General features: G+C 46.9%; 24 protein-coding genes and 1 other RNA gene. 24 read left to right on the plus strand and 1 reads right to left on the minus strand.

Annotated features, from left to right (window positions below; genetic code table 11):
* Positions 1-186 precede the first annotated feature (186 nt).
* The 24 genes from MHB84_RS21650 (at position 187) to rnpB (ending at position 22,896) form a co-directional block, all read left to right on the plus strand.
* Positions 187-546: a histidine triad nucleotide-binding protein gene (locus MHB84_RS21650; protein WP_076288086.1), complete on the plus strand. Its 360-nt coding sequence runs from the start codon at positions 187-189 to the stop codon at positions 544-546.
* Positions 547-735: 189 nt separating this feature from the next.
* Positions 736-909, plus strand: a complete 174-nt coding sequence (gene rpsU / locus MHB84_RS21655) for a 30S ribosomal protein S21 (protein ID WP_005547957.1) — start codon at positions 736-738, stop codon at positions 907-909.
* Between the two features lie 15 nt (positions 910-924).
* Positions 925-1,368: a GatB/YqeY domain-containing protein gene (locus MHB84_RS21660; RefSeq protein ID WP_024628476.1), complete on the plus strand. Its 444-nt coding sequence runs from the start codon at positions 925-927 to the stop codon at positions 1,366-1,368.
* Between the two features lie 336 nt (positions 1,369-1,704).
* A complete protein-coding gene (locus MHB84_RS21665; protein WP_099858506.1) occupies positions 1,705-3,027 on the plus strand; it encodes an NfeD family protein in 1,323 nt (440 codons plus the stop codon).
* 162 nt (positions 3,028-3,189) lie between these two features.
* Positions 3,190-4,200 carry a flotillin-like protein FloA gene (gene floA / locus MHB84_RS21670; protein ID WP_076288088.1) on the plus strand — a complete coding sequence of 337 codons (1,011 nt, stop codon included), beginning with the start codon at positions 3,190-3,192 and terminating at the stop codon, positions 4,198-4,200.
* 13 nt (positions 4,201-4,213) lie between these two features.
* Positions 4,214-4,831, plus strand: a complete 618-nt coding sequence (locus tag MHB84_RS21675) for a hypothetical protein (protein ID WP_076288089.1) — start codon at positions 4,214-4,216, stop codon at positions 4,829-4,831.
* A 172-nt stretch (positions 4,832-5,003) separates the two neighbouring features.
* Positions 5,004-5,297 (plus strand): sporulation protein YqfC, encoded by a 294-nt coding sequence (gene yqfC, locus MHB84_RS21680; RefSeq protein ID WP_024628472.1) that lies wholly within the window; start codon positions 5,004-5,006, stop codon positions 5,295-5,297.
* Positions 5,294-6,487 (plus strand): sporulation protein YqfD, encoded by a 1,194-nt coding sequence (gene yqfD / locus MHB84_RS21685; RefSeq protein ID WP_076288090.1) that lies wholly within the window; start codon positions 5,294-5,296, stop codon positions 6,485-6,487. Before yqfC ends, yqfD begins: the two co-directional genes overlap by 4 nt.
* A gap of 6 nt (positions 6,488-6,493) precedes the next feature.
* Entirely contained in the window at positions 6,494-7,465 is a 972-nt protein-coding gene (locus MHB84_RS21690; RefSeq protein ID WP_076288091.1) for a PhoH family protein, read from the plus strand.
* A gap of 15 nt (positions 7,466-7,480) precedes the next feature.
* The gene (locus MHB84_RS21695; RefSeq protein WP_063567029.1) at positions 7,481-9,730 is read left to right on the plus strand and encodes an HD family phosphohydrolase; all 2,250 of its coding nucleotides are present in this window, start codon (positions 7,481-7,483) and stop codon (positions 9,728-9,730) included.
* Positions 9,731-9,764: 34 nt separating this feature from the next.
* Positions 9,765-10,262, plus strand: a complete 498-nt coding sequence (gene ybeY / locus MHB84_RS21700) for an rRNA maturation RNase YbeY (protein WP_063567028.1) — start codon at positions 9,765-9,767, stop codon at positions 10,260-10,262.
* Positions 10,262-10,633 (plus strand): diacylglycerol kinase family protein, encoded by a 372-nt coding sequence (locus MHB84_RS21705; protein ID WP_076288092.1) that lies wholly within the window; start codon positions 10,262-10,264, stop codon positions 10,631-10,633. The genes ybeY and MHB84_RS21705 overlap by 1 nt, the downstream gene beginning before the upstream one ends.
* Before the next feature lie 242 nt (positions 10,634-10,875).
* Positions 10,876-11,289 (plus strand): cytidine deaminase, encoded by a 414-nt coding sequence (locus MHB84_RS21710; RefSeq protein ID WP_076288093.1) that lies wholly within the window; start codon positions 10,876-10,878, stop codon positions 11,287-11,289.
* 41 nt (positions 11,290-11,330) lie between these two features.
* Positions 11,331-12,230 carry a GTPase Era gene (era, locus tag MHB84_RS21715; protein WP_076288094.1) on the plus strand — a complete coding sequence of 300 codons (900 nt, stop codon included), beginning with the start codon at positions 11,331-11,333 and terminating at the stop codon, positions 12,228-12,230.
* A 104-nt stretch (positions 12,231-12,334) separates the two neighbouring features.
* Positions 12,335-12,475: a YqzL family protein gene (locus tag MHB84_RS21720; protein ID WP_076288095.1), complete on the plus strand. Its 141-nt coding sequence runs from the start codon at positions 12,335-12,337 to the stop codon at positions 12,473-12,475.
* 33 nt (positions 12,476-12,508) lie between these two features.
* Positions 12,509-13,261, plus strand: coding sequence for a DNA repair protein RecO (recO, locus tag MHB84_RS21725; RefSeq protein WP_076288096.1), 753 nt, complete (start codon positions 12,509-12,511; stop codon positions 13,259-13,261).
* Between the two features lie 407 nt (positions 13,262-13,668).
* A complete protein-coding gene (gene glyQ / locus MHB84_RS21730; RefSeq protein ID WP_024628463.1) occupies positions 13,669-14,556 on the plus strand; it encodes a glycine--tRNA ligase subunit alpha in 888 nt (295 codons plus the stop codon).
* On the plus strand, positions 14,549-16,624 hold the full coding sequence (gene glyS, locus MHB84_RS21735; protein ID WP_076288097.1) for a glycine--tRNA ligase subunit beta: 2,076 nt from the start codon (positions 14,549-14,551) through the stop codon (positions 16,622-16,624). The genes glyQ and glyS overlap by 8 nt, the downstream gene beginning before the upstream one ends.
* Positions 16,625-16,831: 207 nt before the next feature.
* On the plus strand, positions 16,832-17,320 hold the full coding sequence (locus tag MHB84_RS21740) for a YaiI/YqxD family protein (RefSeq protein ID WP_076288098.1): 489 nt from the start codon (positions 16,832-16,834) through the stop codon (positions 17,318-17,320).
* Positions 17,321-17,367: 47 nt separating this feature from the next.
* The gene (dnaG, locus tag MHB84_RS21745; RefSeq protein ID WP_076288099.1) at positions 17,368-19,188 is read left to right on the plus strand and encodes a DNA primase; all 1,821 of its coding nucleotides are present in this window, start codon (positions 17,368-17,370) and stop codon (positions 19,186-19,188) included.
* A gap of 43 nt (positions 19,189-19,231) precedes the next feature.
* Positions 19,232-20,371 carry an RNA polymerase sigma factor RpoD gene (rpoD, locus tag MHB84_RS21750; protein ID WP_024628459.1) on the plus strand — a complete coding sequence of 380 codons (1,140 nt, stop codon included), beginning with the start codon at positions 19,232-19,234 and terminating at the stop codon, positions 20,369-20,371.
* A 184-nt stretch (positions 20,372-20,555) separates the two neighbouring features.
* Positions 20,556-21,314: a tRNA (adenine(22)-N(1))-methyltransferase gene (locus MHB84_RS21755; protein WP_076288100.1), complete on the plus strand. Its 759-nt coding sequence runs from the start codon at positions 20,556-20,558 to the stop codon at positions 21,312-21,314.
* Complete coding sequence (locus MHB84_RS21760; RefSeq protein WP_076288101.1) at positions 21,290-22,405, plus strand: Nif3-like dinuclear metal center hexameric protein; 1,116 nt, start codon at positions 21,290-21,292, stop codon at positions 22,403-22,405. Before MHB84_RS21755 ends, MHB84_RS21760 begins: the two co-directional genes overlap by 25 nt.
* Before the next feature lie 81 nt (positions 22,406-22,486).
* Positions 22,487-22,896, plus strand: an RNA gene (gene rnpB, locus MHB84_RS21765) — RNase P RNA component class A.
* Positions 22,897-23,146: 250 nt separating this feature from the next.
* On the opposite strand, the gene MHB84_RS21770 is transcribed toward rnpB, so the two are convergent.
* Entirely contained in the window at positions 23,147-24,376 is a 1,230-nt protein-coding gene (locus MHB84_RS21770; RefSeq protein ID WP_076288102.1) for an aminotransferase-like domain-containing protein, read from the minus strand.
* Positions 24,377-24,466 lie beyond the last annotated feature (90 nt).

Below are 24,466 nucleotides of genomic sequence, written 5' to 3' on the forward strand. Positions count from 1 at the left end.
CTTTTACCGATGAAAATCGAACCTTTCACATCTTCGGTGTATTTTTGCACTTCTTTACTGAGATGTGAAAGGTTTTTCCTGTTACTTTTATTATTGAATTAAAACAGGTTAAATTGGACGTGAGTTTTCAGTTCCGGTATGATAGAAGGGTATACATAATTTTTAATTCAAAGGAGGGTATGAACAATGGATTGCTTATTTTGCAAAATTGTAGAGGGCAGCATTCCCTCCAATAAGGTACTGGAGAATGACCATGTCATCGTCTTTCATGACATCCAGCCCGCTGCACCGACCCATGTACTCGTTATTCCCAAGAAACATATTTCTTCCATGAATGAAGTAACGGCGGAAGACTTGCCGTTGATCGGGGAGATTCATTTGGCTGCGCAGGAAGCGGCCAAGCGTCTTGGCGTGGAAGAAACAGGTTACCGACTGATTAATAACTGCGGCAAGGATGGAGAACAAACCGTTCATCATCTGCATTATCATTTACTTGGTGGGACCCGACTTGGCGTGTTGACAAGTTTGTCAGACTCACACAAATAAACGATCCAAGTTACTCTAAATCAGGACTGATTCATATATGCATAAAAGGCATGAATATGAAGCTGAAGTTCACATAAAATAAATGATCATTACGTTAAGGTTGACACCTTTATTACCTTTCGCCTATAATGAAAGGTGATGAACCGTGTTATTGCTCTTGGACGGTCTGGTCGGAGGGAGGGAAAACTGGTGTCTGAAACTAAAGTTCGCAAAAACGAGACTATTGATGCTGCACTTCGTCGCTTTAAACGTTCCATCGCAAAAGATGGCGTATTGGCTGAGGTGAAGAAACGTAAGCATTATGAGAAGCCAAGCGTAAAGCGCAAGAAAAAGTCCGAGGCTGCTCGTAAGAGAAAGTTTTAGGAGGATTTTAACTACATGAATCTTAGCGAACGATTGAACGAAGATATGAAGCAAGCGATGAAGAGTAAGGACAAGTTCAAGCTCTCCAACATTCGGTTGATTCGTTCGACGATCAAGAATCTTGAAATAGATTTGAAAAGAGATTTGGATGATAACGAAGTGCTTGATATTCTGAGTCGTGAAATCAAACAGCGCAAAGATGCCCTCCAAGAATTTGACAAAGCGGGCCGTGATGACCTCGCGGCAAATGCAAAAGCGGAAATTGAATTACTCAGTCAGTACCTTCCCGCACAGCTTACCGAAGAAGAAATTAAAGTTATTGTACAGCAGACCATCCAGGAAACCGGTGCTTCTTCGAAAGCCGAGATGGGGAAAGTCATGTCTGCCCTTATGCCGAAAGTCAAAGGCAAAGCGGATGGCAAACTGGTAAATCAAGCAGTTCAACAATTTCTGCAATAAAGCAAATCAATAAACACCTCCTGACTTGTCAGGGGGTGTTTTTTCCGTTTTAGATCTTTGATACGTTACTCCGTTCCCAGAAGGAATTCGAAGTGTGATTAGAAATCGTTCATTTGTTCGAGGAAATTCACAAATATTGCTTTTAAATGGATAATGTATATGATTATGGTTTTAAAAAGTTGCAATTGCGTCCGGTTTCAAATATAATTTTAAGATTTTGAAACGAAATGTTGCATTGTACGTAATAAATACCATAAGCTGGACAGTATAACATTAATGGAAAAGGGGGGACTATTTGTGAAGGGAAAGCGCCGGAAGAAGCTTACGGGGCCATTGATGCTCATGATGCTACTGACGCTGCTGCTTCCTGTCTGGATTGGATCACCGTCAGCGCATGCAGCTGAGAAAAGTGGCGCCGTATATATTATTCCGGTGGATAAACCAATCGAGCAGGGACTTGGCAAGTTTATGGAACGCGGGTTCAAGGAAGCAGAAGAGATGAATGCTGGCCTGATCGTTCTGGATATCAATACGCCGGGAGGGCGTGTCGACACGGCAGAAGAACTGGGTACATTAATTAAGGAAAGCCCAGTTGAAACCGTTGCATTTGTCCGTGGAGATGCTGCTTCGGCCGGAAGTTTTCTGGCTTTGAATGCAGATAAGATCGTAATGTCGCCAGGCAGTATGATTGGTGCGGCAGCGATGGTGGACAGCACAGGTAAACATGTCGATGATCCGAAGTTGGTTGCATTCTGGAAGAGCAAGATGCAGGGCGCGGCTGAGAAAAGTGGCCGTGACGGTAAAATTGCAGCCGGAATGACGGATGTTAACATGGTCGTGGAAATGCCTGAGATTAATAAAACCAAAGAAAAAGGTGAAATTATTGCTCTCTCGGCTGAAGAAGCGCTGAAAGTGGGTTATGCGGACCATATCAGCAACACGCCGGAAGAGGCTGCAGCCTGGCTTGGTTACAGTCAAGATGATGTGTTCACCGTTCAGAGAACAGCCGCAGAGAACATATCCACATTTCTCACCAATCCTGTCGTCATGACGGTATTGCTATTCCTCGGAATAGCCGGTGTGATCATTGAGTTGATTGTACCTGGGTTCGGAGTGCCTGGTATTGTTGGTATCGTGTGCTTTGTGCTTTATTTCTCAGGGAACTACATTGCCGGTTTTGCTGGAGCGGAGACATGGGTGTTATTCACTGTCGGACTCATCATGATGATTCTGGAGATGTTTATCCCAAGCTTCGGTATTCTGGGTATTTTGGGATCGATTGCACTTGTCGCTGGTGTCGTGCGAGCCGCCTATGATACAAGTGATGCATTTATATCGTTAGGTATTGCTTTTGGAGCCGCGCTGGTAGTCATTGCAATCGTTGTTATTCTGTTTAAGGATCGAGGCATATGGAATCGATTCATATTAAGTGATAGGCTGTCTGCTGATCAAGGATACTCTTCGGCAACAGAACGCAAAGAGTTGATCGGTTTGCAGGGCATCAGTCTGACTCCACTTCGTCCTTCGGGAACAGCGATATTTAACGGAGAACGCGTCGATGTGGTGTCGGATGGAGATTTCATTCCGATTGATACACCAATTATTGTGATCAAAGCGGAAGGTACCCGGATTGTGGTTCAACAAGCGTTACCGGTGTAACCCGCTCTGTTGCCGGAGTTGATTATAGCTTCGGCAATGTACATAACCATTCTACGGAGGCTGCTAGTGGAGTGGTGTGAATCAATGCACAGCAGCAAAGTTCCACAACGTTTTTATCATGTTTTTTACAAAAATCAAAATGCAAATGGAGGAATTTCGACTATGGAACCAACCTTGATTACGGTTTTGCTCATTGCGGTAGTTGCGATTATCGTATTGAGCGTATTCTTCAGCTTTTTCCCGGTTATGCTCTGGATTTCAGCCCTTGCATCGGGCGTACGCGTGGGAATTATCACGCTGGTAGCGATGAGATTAAGACGTGTAACACCTAGCCGGATCGTAAATCCACTGATTAAAGCAACCAAAGCTGGACTTCAATTGACAATGAATCAACTGGAGAGTCACTTCCTAGCCGGTGGTAACGTAGACCGAGTTGTAAACGCCCTGATTGCTGCACAACGTGCGAACATTCCACTCGAATTTGAACGTGCTGCTGCGATCGACCTTGCAGGTCGTGACGTATTGCAAGCTGTACAGATGAGTGTAAACCCACGTGTTATTGAAACGCCGATTGTTTCTGCGGTAGCCAAAGATGGTATTGAAGTTAAGGTAAGAGCGCGGGTTACGGTTCGTGCCAATATTGACCGCCTCGTCGGGGGTGCGGGTGAAGAGACGATTATTGCCCGTGTCGGCGAAGGTATCGTAAGTACAAACGGTTCCTCGAATTCCCATAAAGACGTCCTGGAAAATCCAGATCTGATCTCCCGTACCGTATTGTCCAAAGGTCTGGATGCAGGTACCGCTTTTGAAATCCTGTCTATTGATATCGCGGACGTGGATGTAGGTAAAAACATTGGTGCATTCCTGCAAACGGAGCAGGCAGAGGCCGACAAACGTATTGCACAGGCAAAAGCGGAAGAACGTCGCGCTATGGCCGTTGCTCAAGAGCAAGAGATGAAAGCGCGCGTAGTGGAAATGAGAGCGCGTGTGGTTGAGTCTGAATCCCAAGTACCTTTGGCAATGTCCGAAGCACTGCGTAGTGGTAAGATCGGTGTTATGGATTACATGAACCTGAAGAACATTGAAGCGGATACTCAAATGCGTAATACATTGGGAAAACCTGGTGAAGGTTCGAATTCCAACGATCAGGGTGATTCCAAAAACGGAAGATAGGCGGTGAGTGCATATGGGCCTATTTGAATGGATTTTTAACAATCTGTATATTGTAGCGGTCATCGCATTTGCGCTCTTTTCCTTCCTTGGAAAAGCAGCCAAGTCGGCTGATCCGAACAAAAAGCGTCCAAATAACGGGATGCCTACGTTTGGAGGAAGTGGTGATTCAGACCGGAATGATCGTTCGCGGGGCAATACCGCACCGCAGCAGTCATCGGGTCCTTCAGATCCACGCTATGATGAGCAATATGACGAACGGTACGATGAGCGGTATGATGACGATCAGTATGATGATCGATATGATCAAACCTACTCGCAGCCAGCAACGACATCTGCCCGTCCTGTGAATGACGACTTTGGAGGACAGGGTTCTCTGGGTGGAATGGAAAACTCCCTCGAAGAACAAATGAAAGTGATGGAGCAACGACAACGTGAAATTCGGGAGCGACTAGATCGTATTTCTACTGCAAATACACCGGTTGTGTCTGACTCCAGTTGGGATGAAGTTTCATCCAGCGAGTCTGGATCGCCTCAGCTTCGCCGGGAAGATATTCGTACTGGTGTATTGTGGGCAGAAGTTCTCGGTTCTCCGCGCTCTAAACAGCCCTTTGGAACACGAGGAAAACTATAACTTTATATTGTTTTAATAAGTGAAAAGCCGTCTCTGGTGAGCATAATCCCAGACGACGGCTTTTTTCTGTTTCGGCCTCTTTTTATTTTCACATCTAACACGGTCCGTAGTTTTCATAATTCCAAGAATCTGCGCATAAGTTGAACTGTAGAGGAAGGGGGAAGACCTTCGAATGACCCGGATCAGTCGCAAGCTGCGCAGATGGACCAGTGAAGTTCTGGACCTGCCGCAGGACGTGCTTTACGATATGCCACGGTTAACCCTGATCGGCACAAAGCAATTGTATATAGAGAATCATCGTGGTGTCATTCATTTTACACCGGATCGCATCGTTCTGGCTCTCTCACAGGGTCAGCTGGAGATCAAAGGAACTGAACTGATGATTCGCAATATTTTGCCGGATGAAGTGGCTGTTGAAGGAACAATTCTGGATATTCATATGAATGGAGCGGAGGGGAACGGATGAAGCAGCCCAGTCTGTACAAACTGCGCGGAGCAGTCCGAATCACGGTCACTGGGGGGGATATTGAAGCATTAATCAATACGGTGGCAGAGCAGGGACTGGAAGTATGGGACCTGCGTGCCCACGACGGACGCAAGGCAGAAATGAATATTCTGCTGCCGCATTTTTTCAAGCTGCGTCCTTTGCTGAAACGGACAGGCTGCCGTGTAAAGGTGACACACCGCAGTGGATTTCCTTTTTTTGCAGCCCGTTTGTTAAGAAGAAAGTTCTTTCTGGGTGGCATGCTGTTTTTTGTAGCAGCTCTGTTTGCGTTGTCATCGATGGTTTGGAATGTAGAAGTCAAAGGTAATGTGACGATTCCCACGGATGAAGTACTCGCAGCAGCGAAGAAAGAAGGCATCTATCCCTTTCAGTGGGGATTTCGGCTGCAAAGCCAGGACAAGCTCTCCAGACAGCTCGCGCTGGCTCTGCCAGATGTAACCTGGATTGGGGTAAGCAAAGAAGGGACAACCATCACCATCCAGGTGGTGGAGTCAGCACAGCCCAAGCGTGAACCGCTGCTGAACCCGAGACATCTGGTCAGTAAAACAGATGCTGTAATCACTCAAATTTACGCGGAGCAGGGGCGCCCTGTCGTGCAGAAGGACATGCGTGTCAAGAAGGGGCAGGTACTAATATCCGGTATTTTGGGAGATGAAGAGAATACAAAGACCATTGTAGCCAAAGGGGAAGTACGCGGACTGGTGTGGCGAGAATATCAGGTCGAAGTCCCCCTTGTGCAGAAACATAATACGATGACTGGAGATAGCAAGGAACGTTTTTACATTGTGCTGGGGAAATGGGCGATACAACTCTGGGGATACGGGAATACGCCGTTTACCACATTTGATACCGAAAGTGATCATAAACCGCTGACCTGGAGATCGTTCACACTTCCCATGGGATGGCTGACGGAGAAAGATTTGGAAACTCGGGAACAAGAGGAGCAGCATACGATTGAATGGGCTAGAACGAAAGGATTGGAAGGAGCAAGAAACGATATTATCGCCAAAAACGGCAAAGGAACGAAAATTTTAAGCGAAAAAATTTTGCATGAGAAGAAAGAGAATGGTAAAGTTTATATGAAAGTATTATTTGAAGTGGAAGAAAGCATTGCGGAAGAACTTCCGTTAGTCCATAGTCAAGGAGAATGAGGCTATTTGTCAGAGCAAACACGCAGCATACGAATCTCCCTCCAAAGTGCGGGAGAGGGTCAATCTCTTTTTGGACCCCAAGATATTTTTCTGAAACTGATTGAATCCGAGATTCCCGCACAGATCGCATCCCGTGAAGCGGAGATTGTGATCCATGGCAACATTCAGAATGTGGAATCGCTTGAACAATTATTTGATGTGTTGTTGCAATTGGTACGTAACGGATACGTGTTAACCGAAAGGGACGTTAAGTATGCCATTGAACTGGCAAAGGAACTGCGTGCAGACCAGCTTCTGGATCTGTTCAAAGGCGAGATTACAACGACGTACCGCGGTAAGCCGATCCGGGTTAAAACGATTGGACAGAAACACTATGTAACTACAATTAAAAAACGTGATGTTGTATTTGGTATCGGTCCTGCCGGTACAGGTAAAACGTATCTTGCTGTTGTGCTGGCTGTGGCAGCACTTAAGGAAGGAAGCGTCAAGCGGATCGTGCTCACGAGACCTGCTGTTGAAGCGGGAGAGAGTCTTGGTTTCTTGCCGGGCGATCTTCAGGAAAAAGTGGATCCTTATTTACGGCCACTGTATGACGCATTGTACGATGTTATGGGACAAGAGCAGACTGCGAAGGCACTGGAGCGAGGTTTAATCGAAATTGCGCCTCTAGCCTATATGCGGGGACGTACACTGGACGACTCGTTTATTATCCTGGATGAAGCCCAGAATACGACACCGGAGCAGATGAAAATGTTCCTAACTCGTCTCGGTTTTGGTTCCAAAATGGTCATTACCGGTGACGTGACACAAATTGATTTACCGCGCGGCAAAAAGTCAGGGCTTGTGGAAGCAAATGCAATACTGGGCCAAGTGGAAGAGATTGGATTTGTCTACTTTGCCGAGCAAGACGTTGTACGGCACTCCCTCGTCCAGAAAATCATCGTCGCTTATAACCACGCCGCAGAAAATCAAGAATAGAAAGGGATTGTCTCGATGACCTCGAAGGAACTGTCAAAAGGCAAATCTTTTCAAAATAGAGCTACAGGATGGAAGTATAGCGTGTGGGCACGCTATCTTCTGTTTTTGTTTCTGGTGATCCTCTTCTACGTGAGTCTTGCTTCCAAGCTGCTCCCAGAGCGGTATGATATTCAGGAAGGCACACGAAGTGAAGTGAATATTGCTGCGCCCATGCAGATCCCGAATACCAAGGCCACGCTGAAAGCGCAAGAAGAAGCCGCTGAACGTGTACAGCCGATGTTTCAGATCGTGCAAATGCGGAACGAAAATCTGATGACGACTCTGCTTGATCGTATTGATCGACTGAATCAGGATGATCAGATTTCCAGTCAGGACAAGATTGACATCTATCGTGATGAAATACCGCAGCGTCAGAAAGACTTTGTTTCCAATTTTATCAACAACAACCGGAAAGCGGGTACATACTCCGAAACTCTTTTGGAAGAGATCAGAAATGTGGTACAGGAGCAAAGCTACCGAATTCCGGAAGAGACTTATATCAAAATTTCACGTCTGACTTCGGATGATATTCAGGAGATGAAGGCCGTTGCTCGGGATATTGTCTCCAGATTAATGACCGACCAGATTAGTGAGGCTACAACAGCTCGTGCCAAAGTGGCCGAGATGGTGAGTGTGAGCTCCCTAAGCAAGCGTACGCAGCGTGAGGTTGTGCAGGAGCTTGCTCGTCTTGTGGTCACGTCGAACCGCTTCTACGATGAAGAGGGTACAAAAGAAGCTAAAGTACAGGCTCGTGAGAACACTCAAACGGTCTTTATCAAGCAAGGAGATACACTTGTTGCCAAGGGTGAGATGATTACCCCGGAGATGTACACCCTTCTGGGCGAGAACGATTTGCTGAAAAACGAAGTAAACTATTGGCCTCAGCTTGGACTGCTTATGCTGTCCTGTCTGTTGTCGGCAGCGATTCTCATGTATATTCAGCAATTCAGCGGAACGCATTTCAAATATAACAATGCTCAGCTGCTGATGCTTGTTCTCATATTTATTATTACGATTGTGGTTATGCATGTTACTGCGATACTCCAGACCAGTGAGAATTCATACGTAGGCTTTCTTGCCCCTGTTGCCGTAGGAGCCATGTTAATAGCATTGCTGCTGGATACATCGCTTGCCTTTGTCTGCTCGATTATTATCGGCATGCTGTCGAGCATTATTTTGAATACACATCAGGGTCAAATTTTTGACTTTGAACTTGGATTCTTCGCGGTGTTGGTATCGTTTGTTGCGATCTTCGCCACCCATCGGGCAAGTCAGCGGTCTACGATCCTGAAAGGCGCCATTATGGTTTGCTTGTTCGGATCGATTGCAGTTTTCACGTTGGCTCTGATTGACTCAAGTGACTGGAACCGTACGACAACGCTCTATGGCATTGGATTTGCATTTGCCGGAGGCGTACTGACCGCCATACTGGTTATTGGGCTGATGCCGTTTTTCGAAACCTCATTTGGCATTTTGTCTGCGCTGAAACTGGTAGAACTGTCTAATCCCAATCACCCGCTATTGCGCAAATTGCTAACAGAGACACCAGGCACATATCACCACAGTGTGATGGTAGGAAACCTGTCAGAAGCCGCCGCGGAAGCAATCGGTGCCAATGGGTTGTTATGTCGGGTGGGCTCGTATTACCATGATATTGGCAAGACCAAGCGACCGATTTATTTTATTGAAAATCAAAATAATATGGAAAATCCGCATGATTCGATTGATCCAAAGCTGAGCAAGTCCATTATCGTTGCTCACGCACGCGATGGTGTGGAAATGCAGAAGGACTACAAGCTGCCGAGGCCTATTCGGGACATTGCTGAGCAGCATCATGGAACAACCTTCCTGCATTACTTCTATCACAAAGCACTGCGTCAGGCTGAGGAAGCAGGAGTGGAACCAGATTTCACGGAAGATGATTTCCGTTATCCAGGTCCCAAGGCTCAGTCCAAAGAGTCGGCGATTGTTGGCATTGCTGACAGTGTGGAAGCTGCGGTCCGTTCCTTGCGGAAGCCTACTGTGGAACAAGTGGAGTCCATGATCGAAAAGATTATTAAAGGTCGACTGGACGATCATCAGTTTAACGACTGTGATCTGACAATGCGGGAGCTGGATATCGTCGCCAAGACTCTTAAGGAAACCGTCATGGGTATATTCCACTCCAGGATTGAATATCCGGAAGAAATGAAGAAACCGAAGCCAACCTCGCCTGAAGCGGGTTGATTCGCTAATTATGACAAGACAGGAGTATGAAAGAATGAGTCTTAACCTAGCATGGAATAATGAACAACAGGATAAAGAAATCACCGAACCGATGATCGCAATGCTGGAGCAGCTGCTGAACCTTGCAGGGGAAGCAGAGGGTGTTGCGGACGGGGAAGTGGCCCTGACTTTTGTAGATGATGAGCAGATTCATGAGCTGAATCGTGACTATCGCGGCATTGATCGTCCAACAGATGTTTTGTCTTTTGCGATGAATGAGACTGTAGATGAGGAACTGGATATCATCTACGAACTTGACGAGGATGAAGAGATGGAAGAAATGCCGGATGTTCTGGGAGATATTATTATTTCTGTTCCACGGACCATTCTACAGAGTGAAGAATATGGCCATTCATTTGAACGTGAGCTCGGGTTCCTGTTTGTTCATGGCTTCTTGCACCTGCTTGGATATGATCATCAGGATGAAGCCAGCGAAGCCGAAATGATGGGCAAACAGGAAGCGGTACTTGCCCAAGCCGGGTTGACACGATAATGAAAAGGCGCTCCTGGGGGATGGTATTCCGCAATGCTGCGGAAGGAATCGTATACGGGCTGCGGACTCAGCGGAATGTAAGAGTTCATACAGGAGTCGCCATTTTGATGTGTGCAGCCGGCTTTTTTTTCGGGATTTCCAGAACGGACTGGATGTTTGTACTGACAGCCGTTTTTCTGGTTCTTGTGACGGAGATGATGAATACAGCTGTGGAAGCTGCTGTAGATCTGGCGCATCCGCATATACATCCGCTGGCAAAAGCGGCGAAGGACACCGCGGCCGGTGCAGTTTTGCTGGCTGCGGTGTTCGCCGTCATCATCGGGTGTGTCGTTTTCATTAAGCCGGTGATGAGCTGGCTGGGTTTGTTCTGATTTTGTTTTTGTTTTTAAATTACACACAATTGTATAGTTACTTGATGCAAACGCGATAACGGAGAGGTCAGAAGAAACCTGAAGAAACGAAGTGTGCGCCTTTATCCCCGGATTTTCACTTTGAAAAAGTGAATCATAAAAATCTGGGGATAACAGCGCTCGGAAGGTTGTTCTGGCAGCGGAGTGTCCAGTGTAAATGCACTAGTTAACTTTATAGTACACCCCAAAGGGAGAGATTAATTATGGATAATGGTTTGTTGATGCAAGAAGCAATTAAGGCACGTACGAAAGCGTATACGCCTTATTCTCATTTTGGTGTAGGTGCAGCTTTGCTTGACAGTGAGGGACATGTGCATCATGGTTGTAATATTGAGAATGCTGCTTACACGCCAGGTAACTGTGCTGAGCGCACAGCTATGTTCAGCGCGATTGCAGGAGGTAAGCAACCACGCAGTTTCAAGGCTATGGCGATTGTAGGAGATACAGACGGACCGATTGCTCCTTGCGGTGTATGTCGTCAAGTGATGTACGAACTGTGTGATCCGGACATGAAGGTCATTCTGGGTAACTTGAAAGGTGATCTGCAGGAGACTACAGTTGCCGAATTATTGCCATGGGCTTTTGGACCATCTGATCTGAACTCTGCTAAAAAGTAAAAACCAATACATTCCAGGCCTAGGCGCCTGAGGAGGAACATATGAAAAAACAAGCATTCAAATCCGGTTTTGTAGCCATTATTGGACGTCCCAATGTAGGTAAATCCACACTGATGAACCAAGTCATTGGACAGAAAATTGCGATCATGTCGGACAAGCCACAAACGACGCGTAATAAGATTCATGGTGTATATACATCGGAACAACAACAAATCGTTTTCCTGGATACGCCAGGGATTCACAAACGTCAATCCAAGCTGGGCGATTACATGAACCAGACCGCTTTGAACACCCTCGGAGAAGTTGAAGCTGCTCTGTTCCTGATCGATGCTTCTGAAGGCATGGGCGGTGGGGACCGTTATATTGCCGAACAATTGAAAAATGTGCGTACGCCTGTCATTCTTGTCATGAACAAAATTGATAAAATTGAGCCGGAAGCACTGCTTCCGCTGATTGAGGAATATCGCAAGCTGCACAATTTCGCTGAAATCGTACCTGTTTCTGCCATGCTCGGCAGCAATGTAAGCACGTTGCTGGAGCAGCTCGGCAAGTATTTGCCGGAAGGTCCACAGTACTATCCAGATGACCAGGTTACAGACCATCCGGAACAGTTCGTTTGTGCTGAGTTGATTCGGGAGAAGATTTTACAAATGACACGCGAAGAAGTGCCTCACTCCATTGCCGTAACGATTGAGGATATGAAAGTACAGGACAATGGCGTCGTTTATATTTCGGCTGTCATCTTTGTGGAGCGTGATTCGCAAAAAGGGATCATTATCGGTAAACAGGGTGCCTTGCTCAAAGAAGTGGGGAAACGTGCCCGCCAGGATATTCAAAACCTGTTAGGTTCCAAAATCTTCATGGACCTGTGGGTTAAAGTGAAGAAAGACTGGAGAAACCAGGATCGAGTTCTGCGTGACCTTGGCTTTGGCCGCGACTAATCGTCGGAATTGTATCCAGTAATTGCAACACATAGTTTACCTTGCAAGACTCCATCCTATCTGGTAGAAGCAGACGTCATTTCCGAAGAGAGGATGAAATTCCGATGCGAGATTTTTCGTGGAAGGTTTTTGCGATGACGGGGGATGTGGAATCCTATTTGTTGTATTCCGAGGCATGCAGCTCGGTGGGACAGGAGTCGGAACCTGCAAGGGAAGTGATTGAAGATGAAGAAGCCGAAGGTTAATTGGCTAATTCGGGAATGGTTAGGTGACGAGGCATGCTATACAGGGTGGAAGGGATTGTCATCCGCAGCATGGACTACGGCGAGGGAAACAAAATCATTACGCTTTGCACCGAAAGCGGCGGGAAAGTAGGGGTACTCGTCCGCGGTGCCAAAAAGCCCAAAAGCCGACATGCTGCACTGGTGCAGCCATTTACGTACGGTCAATATGTATATTTTCGTAACACCGGTCTGGGAACACTAAACGCAGGTGAGATTATGGAATCTTATCATGAGCTGCGTGAAGATCTGATTAAGGCCTCCTATGCATCTTATGCTTGTGAACTGCTGGATCGTGTGTTGCAGGATGAAGAGACAGGTACGTTCTGGTTCAAACAGTTGAAAGCCTGTCTTCAGGCGTTGAAGGAAGAGAAAGATCCGGTCGTCATCACAAGCCTGTATGAAATGAAAATATTACAGGCAGCCGGGTATGGACCTCAGCTTGATGATTGCATTTCTTGTGGTCACGAGCGTCCGGATGAACAATTATTTGTTAGTCCAAGACTTGGAGGCGTTCTGTGCCGTGCTTGCAAACACTTTGATCCTCCGGCGATGTCCGTGAGTCCGAAGGCGTTGAAACTCTTACGTCTGTTTGCACAGCTGGATCTGCAAAGGCTTGGTAATATATCGGTGAGCGAAGGCACCCGGGATGAGATTAAAAAGATCATGCGGGCCTTTATGGATCATCAGCTTGGCTTGAATTTAAAATCCCGTTCTTTTCTTGATCAAATGGAAAAGTACGGGATTTGAGTCGTCTTCATGTGAAATAAGTAATATATCTTGACTTCGTACTTGTTTTTATATATTATGAACTATAATTTCTCTTTTGGAGACATGCATTGAACGAGAAAGTAGGAGACTTGATTTATTACATTCAGGAGCAGAGGTCGATTGACCTTACTAATCTTGTGTGAGCGAGCCGGGGATGGTGGGAGCCGGGTTGAATCGGTCTGTGAAATGGCACTCGGGAGCATGAATGACACGGAAAAGTGGGCTTGAATGAACAGGAACTTCTGTTTATGTCTAAGCCAAGTAGGGTGGAACCGCGGGAATAGCTCTCGTCCCTATGTCTGTATAACAGGCGTAGGACGAGGGCTTTTTATTGTCTGTACCGTTCTAGGCTTGTTCATCACAAACCATCGAAAAGGAGCATGATTATGAATTTTCAGCAGATGATCCTCACGCTGCAACAATTCTGGGCCGAGCACAACTGTATTATTGTTCAACCATATGATACGGAAAAAGGGGCAGGTACGATGAACCCGATGACCTTTTTGCGTTCGCTTGGACCCGAGCCTTGGAAAGTAGCTTATGTAGAGCCGTCCCGCCGTCCTTCGGATGGTCGTTATGGAGAAAATCCAAACCGTCTCTATCAGCATCATCAATTCCAGGTTATTATCAAGCCTTCTCCGGACAATATTCAGGAGATTTACCTGGAAAGTCTGAAACAGTTGGGTATTGATCCGCTTAAACATGATATTCGGTTTGTTGAGGACAACTGGGAGAATCCTTCCCTCGGCTGTGCTGGTCTTGGCTGGGAAGTATGGTTGGACGGTATGGAAATCACCCAATTTACGTATTTCCAACAAGTCGGTGGAATCGAGACGAATCCGGTAGCCGTTGAAATTACGTATGGTATGGAGCGTCTTGCTTCGTACATTCAGGAAAAAGAAAATGTGTTTGAGCTGGAATGGGTAGACGGTATTACATATGGTGATGTGTTCCGTCAGCCTGAATTCGAACACTCCAAATATACGTTTGAAGTATCAGATGTCAAAATGTTGTTTACGCTCTTCAACATGCATGAAGAGGAAGCAAACAAGGCTATGGCACAGAATCTGGTTTTCCCGGCATATGACTATGTGTTGAAATGTTCACATACGTTCAATCTGCTGGATGCGCGCGGGGCAATCAGTGTAACGGAGCGTACTGGGTACATTACTCGTGTCCGTAACCTGGCTCGTCAAGTGGCTGCAACATATGTGGAAGAGCGTGAGAAGCTCGGCTTCCCGCTGATCAAGAAAGGGGGAGCTGAGCATGTCTAAGGATCTGTTGTTTGAAATTGGTCTGGAAGAAGTGCCTGCACGCTTCATGCGAGCAGCAATTGAACAGCTGCAAGATCGTGTCGTGAAATGGCTGGATGCATCCCGCATTGCTTACGGTGAAGTGAATGCGTATGCCACACCGCGCCGACTGGCTGTTTTGATCAAGGATGTTGCTGAGAAACAGGAAGACGTGGAGGAAGAAGTTAAAGGACCTTCCCGTAAAATAGCATTGGATGACAGTGGTAACTGGAGTAAAGCTGCACTCGGATTCGCCCGTAGTCAGGGTGTTGAACCGGATCAGTTCACATTTAAAGAACTGAGCGGCGTGGAATATATCTACGCTACCAAGAGCAGTAAAGGCGTGGAAACGTCCTCTGTAATCGGACAGGGTTTGCTGGCTATACTGCATGCCATGACCTTCCCGAAATTCATGCGTTGGGCTTCGTATGATTTCAAATTTGTACGTCCGATTCGCTGGATTGTCGCTCTGCTGGGCAGCGATGTTATTGAGTTGGAAGTTGCAGGCGTAAAGTCTGGCAATGTAACACGTGGACATCGTTTCCTCGGAAAAGAGGCGGTTATTTCGGATCCCGCTTCGTATGTGGAAGTGCTTCGTTCCGAGCACGTCATTGCGGATATCAAAGAACGTGAGCAGATGATTGTATCCCAGATCCAGGCACTGGCTGCCGAGAAGAAATGGGATATTGCGATCAAGGAAGATTTGCTGGAAGAGGTTCTGTTCCTGGTTGAGACACCAACGGTGCTGTTCGGAACATTCGAATCTTCATTTTTGAATATTCCACAAGAGGTACTGATTACTTCGATGCGCGAGCATCAACGTTATTTCCCTGTGCTTGATAATGATGGACAATTGTTGCCATACTTCGTTACGGTTCGTAACGGCGGCAGCGATTCACTGGATGTCATTGCAAAAGGAAACGAAAAGGTACTCCGTGCACGTCTGTCTGATGCCAAGTTCTTCTACGAGGAAGACCAGAAGCTGGAGATCAAGGATGCATTATCGAAATTGGAAAGTATCGTCTTCCAGGAAGAGCTGGGAACGGTTGGAGATAAAGTTCGCCGTATTCGCAAAATTGCGGATGGTCTGGCTAGCAAGCTGCAAGTACCAGCTGATGTAGCCGAAGCGGTGAATCGTTCTGCGGATATCTGCAAATTCGACCTTGTTACACTTATGGTGGGGGAATTCCCTGAACTGCAAGGTGTGATGGGTGAAGATTATGCCCGTAAAGCTGGTGAAAAAGAAGAAGTGGCCAAAGCGGTATTTGAGCATTATCAGCCACGTTTCGCTGGAGATCAATCTCCTGCTTCGCTCGTTGGAGCTATTGTGAGTGCAGCCGATAAAATGGATACAATTGTAGGTTGTTTCTCGATCAATATCATTCCTACAGGATCTCAAGATCCATACGCACTGCGCCGTCAGGCAGCAGGTATCGTACAAATTTTGCTGGATCACAATCTTCCGCTGACATTGTCCGATGTATTCGGCGTTGCACTTCAAGTGCATGCTCAGATGAACCTGTTGAAACGTGCGGATGAAGAGGTACGTAAAGATTTACAGGACTTCTTCGGTCTTCGAGTGAAAAAACTGTTGTCGGAAACGGTTCGTTATGATGTAGTGGACGCAGTGATTTCTTCCGGATTTGATGATATCAGCGCTGTAGTTCCAAAAGGTGAGGCACTCATGGCAGCTGTCCAAACGGGCGATGCCTTCAAAACAACTGTCGAATCCTTCAACCGTGTCGGTAATCTGGCTGCTAAAGCATCCAATGCTTCGGTTCATGCAGAACTCTTCACAGAAGAAGGAGAACGCCAGCTGCATGAGGCATGGAGCAAAACCAATGAGGAATATCGTCAGGTATTGTCTCAGCATGCTGCCGCTGAAGCGCTCGCGATTGCATCGGCTTGGAAGGAAGCGATCACCGTATTCTTCGATTCGGTTATGGTTATGGCTGAAGATGAGGCTGTGCGGGCGAATCGTCTGGCACTGCTTGCAGCCATAGACCGTGATCTGAAAGCTTTTGCTGATTTCTCCAAATTGGTCTGGTAATCGGATCCTTTTCTCCTCCGAGTAGACAGATCTGCGGCAAAGCATAAATTCAGTATTAAAGAAGGATATATGAGGGTATAAATATACGGAACGGATTGTGAAAAATTTATATTTACAGCCGTTCCGTATTTTAGCCTTTGATTTCCATAGACCGGTCAGAAGGATTTTGACTGGCTGGGGTCGTATATTACAATATGCAGATATTTTATGAAACCGGGTGGTCTGGCTTTGAGTGAGTTGAATGTACGCCATATTGTTGTGGATGGTGATGCTTGCCCGGTCAAGGCTGAGATCGCAGAAACAGCTCTCCGATTCAAAGTTCCTGTATTGATGGTTTCTTCATTTGACCATTTTCTTCAGGGCGGAGAGGGAGTGCGTACCGTTCAGGTTGATCGAAGTGATCAGAGTGCAGACCTTTACATTGCCAATCACATCAAGTCATACGATGTGGTCATTACACAGGATTATGGACTGGCGGCGCTCGCACTTGGCAAACGTTGTTATGTTTTATCATTTCGTGGTCGTGAATTTAATGATCGTGACATTGATTTCATGCTGGATTCCCGTCATACTGCGGCCAAAGCACGAAAAAGAGGGCATTATGGAAAAGGCCCAAAGCCTTTCACAGAGCAGGATCGGGAAATTTTTCAACATAAACTGACAAAACTTTTGAAAGATTTGCAGGAGAATGTGTAAGTTTATCGAATAATATTTACGTGTTAAAGAGATGAAGGTGGACCAAGATGAGTACCGGACAAGGCGGTATACCCGAAAGCATTATTGAATCGGTGTTACAGCAGCATGATATCGTCGATACGGTGAGCCGATTTGTACATCTGACCAAACAGGGGAAATATATGAAAGGCCTCTGTCCTTTTCATTCTGAGAAGACGCCTTCGTTTACAGTTACGCCGGAGAAACAAATTTTCTATTGCTACGGTTGCGGCACGGGTGGAAATGCCATCAAATTCAGGATGGAAATCGAAGGGTTATCCTTTCCCGAGGCTGTCAAGACGATGGCAGAAGAAAGCCACATTTCAATGGGGGACTGGCAAGGGCGGGAATCGGCTCATGTTAATCCAGAAACCGAACGTTTATTGGAAGCATATGAGCTTACCGCGAAGCTGTATCATTTCTTATTGAAAAATACAGAGCACGGTAAAGTGGCTATGGAATATTTACGCTCACGTGGGTTTAGCGACAAACTCATTGACCAATTCCAGATTGGCTATGCGCCTAATCGCTGGGATACCTTGGTACAATTTCTGGAAAAGCGCGAATTTCCGCTTGAAGAGATGGAGAAGGGTGGGTTACTGTCACCGCGAAACGAAGGTCAGGGGTATGTGGACCGTTTCCGAGACAGGGTCATGTTTCCGATTAACGGCAGGAGCGGAAAGCCGATTGCATTTGCAGGCCGCATTTTGGGAGACGGGCAACCGAAGTACCTAAATTCACCGGAAACCCGGTTATTTAACAAAAGCCGTGTTCTCTACAATCTGCATCATGCCAAAAATGCAATTCGCAAACAAAGGCAGGCCATATTGTTCGAAGGCTATGGCGATGTTATCTCCGCCTGGGATCAGGATATCCAGAATGGTGTAGCGGCAATGGGTACCGCGCTCACTGAGAATCAGGCATTGATGCTTAAAGGCATGTGTGATGAAGTCATCGTATGTTATGACGGCGATCGAGCAGGACAGGCTGCGGCATTCAAAAACTTTCCTATTCTTGAGGAAGCGGGACTGCAGGTCAAAATTGCTCTGATACCGGACGGGCTCGACCCGGATGATTTTATCCGCAAGCATGGTGGCGAGCGGTTCCGAAACCAGATTGTGGACGGCGCCGTAACGACTACAAAATTTAAGCTTATAAACCTTAAAAAAAACCATATACTGCTAGAAGGCGGCGGACAAATCGCTTATTCCAAGGAAGCGGTGAAACTTATTGCTCCTTTGTCTTCTCCTACAGAACGGGAAGTATATCTTCGGGAACTGGCTGCGGAAGTGGATGTATCATTTGAAACACTGAAGCAGGAGTGTAATGAAGAACGGGAGGCCATGAAAAATAACCTCCAGTATGGGGATAATAACCCGAAAAGGTGGAATAATGGTAGGCAACAAAATAGGCAGGTGCCTACACCCAATCTGTTGCCGGCTTACCACGCTGCTGAACGCAAACTGCTCGCCTGGATGCTTCAGGATGATGAGGCTGCCCAGTACGTGAATGAGCATCTTGGTGAAGCTTTTAACTTGGATGATCATGCAGCTATTGCTGCTTATCTATATGCCTATTATGCGCAAGGCAAACCGTCGGATACAAGCCGTTTTATGTCTTCACTGCATGACGACCGACTGGAAAAGACGGTCAGTTCAATCTCGATGATGGATGGTCCAGGTGAATGGAGTATTCAAGTGCTCGACGATTGCATCAGGGAAGTGCTGAAATATCCGCGTAAGAAAGAGTACGATCTGAAAAAAGAAGAAATGATTGCTGCAGAGCGGGCAGGTGATTCTGTACGCGCGGCACAAATTGCAATTGAAATGATTGCCCTAGAGAGACAGTGAACGTCTGAATGTTGGATGTTTCTAGGGAGGAGGGAGTCGAGTTATGGCGAATGATCAGCATACTGAACTAGAAACAGAATTGACACTGGATCAGGTTAAGGATCAATTGATTGAATCAGGTAAGAAAAGAGCTTCGTTGAACTACAAGGAAATTATAGAAAAACTCTCCCCATTTGAGCAAGATGCAGAGCAGATGGATGAGTTCTATGAACAACTGAGCGACCTGGGTATTGATGTCGTGAACGAAAATGATGAAGAGGTAACCCTTCGCCCTAGTGAAGATTCCGAGAACAACACCAGAGAGGGAGACGATGAATTCCACTTTGATGATGATCTCAGCCTTCCACCAGGAATCAAAATCAACGACCCTGTTCGTATGTATCTCAAAGAAATTGGTCGTGTACCTCTGTTGTCTGCGGATGACGAAGTAGAACTGGCTAAACGGATTGAAAACGGGGATGAAGAAGCGAAACGTCGTTTGGCTGAAGCTAACCTTCGTCTCGTGGTCAGTATCGCCAAGCGTTATGTTGGACGTGGAATGTTATTCCTGGATCTGATTCAGGAAGGTAACATGGGTCTGATCAAAGCGGTTGAGAAGTTCGACCACAAAAAGGGTTATAAATTCAGTACGTATGCGACATGGTGGATTCGCCAAGCGATCACCCGTGCAATTGCGGACCAAGCACGTACGATTCGTATCCCTGTGCATATGGTGGAGACGATCAATAAGCTGATCCGGGTATCCCGTCAGCTGTTGCAGGAACTTGGGCGTGAACCGACACCAGAAGAAATCGCTGCCGAGATGGATCTGAGTGTGGAAAAAGTTCGTGAGATTACGAAGATCGCTCAGGAACCGGTTTCCCTGGAAACACCGATTGGTGAGGAAGATGATTCCCATCTGGGTGATTTCATCGAGGATCAGGAAGCATTGGCTCCGGCGGATGCTGCTGCTTATGAGTTGCTGAAAGAACAGCTCGAAGATGTCCTGGATACTTTGACTGAGCGTGAAGAGAACGTGCTTCGTCTGCGTTTTGGTCTGGACGATGGACGTACAAGAACGCTGGAAGAAGTGGGCAAGGTATTTGGTGTTACGCGTGAGCGTATTCGTCAAATTGAAGCCAAAGCTCTTCGCAAATTGCGTCACCCTAGCCGCAGTAAACGGCTTAAAGATTTCCTCGAATAACATCACTATGGGAGACTTTCCGCAAGGCGCTTAAGCGGCGGCGGGGTCTCCTTTATTTTTAAATTGAATATCTAAATTTCTTGGTTTTGGTAATTCATCCTTGAAATGTTTTATTGGATTTCATTTTATCGCTTTTCGTTGTTCAATGCAAATCAATAAATTAAATGAATGGTGTAGGTGCTTCATGAAACTTTCGAATCGATTACAGCGGATACATGATCAAATTCCCGAAGGAAGCCGCTTGGCTGACATTGGCTCAGACCACGCTTTGCTTCCGGTAGCAGCAGTACGCAGCGGGAAAGCAGAAGGTGCAGTAGCCGGAGAAGTCAACCCCGGCCCTTATGAAGCTGCACGCAAGCAAGTCAGCGATGCAGGCCTGAAGGAACGAATAACAGTACGTCGTGGAGATGGCTTGGATGTCATCTCTGCAGGAGAAGTGGATGTTATCACCATTGCCGGTATGGGAGGAGCACTCATTGCCTCCATTCTGGATCGTGGCCTCTCCAAACTGGATGAGGTCAAGCTTCTTATTTTGCAGCCTAATGTTGGTGAGGATATTCTCAGACGTTGGCTGCTCGAGCATCACTGGGTGGTGGTTGCAGAACAGCTGCTTGAGGAAGATGGCAAAGTGTACGAGATTATTACAGCAATGCCGCAAGAACTCAGTCCGATTGCCAATGAGGAAGTGTATCGCGCTCGTCCGCTTGAAGGCGGAGTGGAATTGACATCAGATTTGCTGCTGCGCATGGGGCCTTATTTAACTGACCGTCCAACGGATGTGTTTTTTGCCAAATGGGAGAGCGAAATCGTCAAGCTGCAAAGTGTTGTGCATTCCATCTCCAAATCAGATCAGGAGTCTTCACGGGACAAGGCGGCTGAGGTGGAGCGTCTTATTGTGAACTTGAAGGAGGTACTCTCATGTTTGCCAAAGGTCAAACTGTAATTCAATTGATGGAGCAGCTTGCTCCCAAACATCTGGCCGTGCCGGACGATCGGATTGGTCTTCAACTTGGCAGTTTGCAAAAGGAAATTACGCATGTTCTTATCGCGCTTGATGTGACGAACGAAGTTGTAGACGAGGCCATTCGGATTGGAGCCAATCTGATTATTGCGCACCATGCCATCATCTTCCGTCCGGTCAAGTCATTGAATACCGATACACCCATGGGGAAACTGTACGAGAAGCTGATCAAGCATGATATTGCGGTGTATATTAGTCATACCAATCTGGATGTGGCTGAAGGCGGCATGAATGACTGGATGGCCGAGGCCATCGGAATTGAGAGCAAGGAATCACTTGAGGATGTACATACAGATCATTTGTTCAAACTGGCTGTATTTGTACCTCGCACTCATCATGAGCAGGTGCTCCAGGCGATTCTCGAAGCGGGCGCTGGCAGTATCGGGCAGTACAACAAGTGCAGCTTCAATACGGAGGGCACAGGTACTTTTGTACCGGGAGAGGGGACACATCCTTTCATCGGTACAGAGGGACAGATGGAGCGTGTAGAGGAAATGCGGATAGAGACCATCGTACCGCAGAGTCTACGAAGCAAGGTTGTACAAGCGATGCTTAAGGCTCATCCATATGAGGAAGTGGCCTATGACCTGTATGCAATGGATTTAAAAGGCCGTACGCTGGGTCTGGGGCGCTTGGGACCACTCAAACAACCTAAGGCACTCGGTGAGCTGGTGGAGGTCGTTAAGGCCCAACTGGATGTGCCATACGTTAGGGTAGTAGGCGATCTCAATCGGCAAATCAAAAAAGCAGCAGTGCTTGGCGGTTCAGGCAGCCGTTATACCCTTCCAGCACGGTTCAAAGGTGCCGATGTCATCGTAACTGGAGACATTGATTATCATACGGCTCACGATGCGCTGATGGCGGGTATGTGTATCATTGACGCCGGGCATAATGCCGAAAAGATTATGAAACCAAAAACTGCGGATTGGCTGCGCTCACGTTTGGAAGACAAGCGTTATGACACGCAAGTGACTGCATCCGAGGTAAATACGGAAGTATTCCAGTTTATCTAAAAGCACTCGGGTTCATTGCTTCCTGTAAGATTAAGCTTGTTTGTAGACTCAAATGCCTGTATACTATGTAATGTTGTTCGGAAAGCTTGACAGACAATCGCTGGTGGCCTTCGTTGCCACGAGAGGAAAGTCCGGGCTCCACAGGGCAGGATGCTGGATAACGTCCAGTCAGCGCGAGTTGAAGGATAGTGCCACAGAAATGGACCGCCGATGGCCGGATTTTCCGGCACAGGCAAGGATGGAACCGAGGTGTAAGAGACCCCGAGGAACGCTGGTGACTTCGTTCCTGGTAAACCCCATCTGGAGCAAGACCTAATGGGACACAGTCGACTCTTCGGAGAAGGCAGCCTTAGCCCGAGGTGTGTCTAGGTTGGTCGCTTGAGCTGTGCAGCAATGTATGGCCTAGATAGATGATTGTCGCTTGTGGTGGGAGGGTAGTTCCCGTCTGAACCACGAAGAGCACAGAACCCGGCTTACGGTAAGCTTTCCTAACTACAACACAAACAGTAACAAATGCAGTCCACTATCAGTCACAGGCAAACAGAACGATTGTACCTGATGTGCCTGACTGATCAGAAGGACGCGATTAAACTTCAAAAGAATTCCTGCACTTGCAGGTCATATAAATAAGGCGTCAGACTTCGAAGTTTCTCGGGTCTGACGCCTTATTTTTGTTGTTAATTTTGTTGTTATTCGTTGGAATGAGAAATTGTTCCTAATGATACAGTGGATGACAGTTCGTTACAGTGTAACTACACTGTCCGACTGTAATGATGCATGCCAGCGTTGAATGGCACGGTCCATACGCTCTACAGCTTCGGGAAGAAGATCAGGATCAGTATGAGTAAAGTTGATCCGCATACGGTTCAGCTCCGGTGTACCCGCATAGAAGGAATCCCCTGGTACAATGCATACTTTCTCCTGAATTCCATAGGTAAACAGATTGCTGGCCAGCATGCCCTCAGGCAGTTGCAGCCATAGGAACATTCCGCCCTGCGGTGAGTTCCAAGAGATACCTTCCCACGATTTTGCAGCCATGAGAGTGGTCATTTTTTTCATCCGCTGTTCATAATCCTGTGAGATATTGCGAATATGCCCGTCCAGATCGAAAGACTCCAATAACGCATGAAGTGCTCTTTGGTCGATGCTGCTGGAATGCAAATCTGCCCCCTGTTTGGCGCGAGCAGCTATTTTGATAACATCTGGAGCAGCCAGTATCCAGCCAGTGCGGAGACCTGGAGCTACTGTTTTGGAAAATGTGCTGGTGTAGATGACATTGGAGGGACCCTCATAGGATTCCGCATCCAGTTGCGCCAGTGCAGGGGCATCCAGTTGTTCTGGTTTAAAGCGGATTTCACCATAAGGATCGTCTTCCAGGATCAGTACGCCATATTTCCGGCACAGATCCACCGCTTGTTGACGTCTGGCGCGACTCCATACTTTACCTGACGGGTTGGAGAACGTAGGGTTGATGTAAACGAGCTTTGGTCGATGGAGTTGCAGCTGTTCCTCCAGTGACTCAGGTAACATGCCGTCATCATCACAGGTAACACCGTGCGCCTCAGCCTGATAGGAATGAATGACTTGAAGGGCAGCCAGATAGGTTGGTGATTCAACCAGTACGCTGTCGCCTGGATCGAGCAAAATTCGGCACACCAGGTCGATGGATTGCTGGGAACCGGTAGTCAGAAGCATATGATCAGGTGAAGCGGGAATGCCCTTGGATTCAAGACGTTCTGCAATTTTGGCACGTAATGGTCGGAAACCTTCTGTCTCTGCATATTGAAGAGCAGCTGAACCCCCCATGAATACCTTTTCGTATGCGTCACGGATGGCTTCAAGCGGGAATGATGACTGGGCAGGTAAACCTCCGGCTAGAGAAATCATTCCCGGCGCCTGTGCAGCCTGTAACATGTCGCGAACGACAGAGGACGGGGTATTTTGTGCCATTTTGGACCAAGGGATATTCATATTATTCTCATCTCCTGTTATTCACTGTTATACTGATATTATAAACTATATTAGACGGAATGCAGTATAACAGTAAAATGCTGATCATAA

This window comes from Paenibacillus sp. FSL F4-0087 (assembly GCF_038020215.1).
In the GTDB taxonomy this organism is placed as follows: Bacteria; Bacillota; Bacilli; order Paenibacillales; family Paenibacillaceae; genus Paenibacillus; species Paenibacillus taichungensis.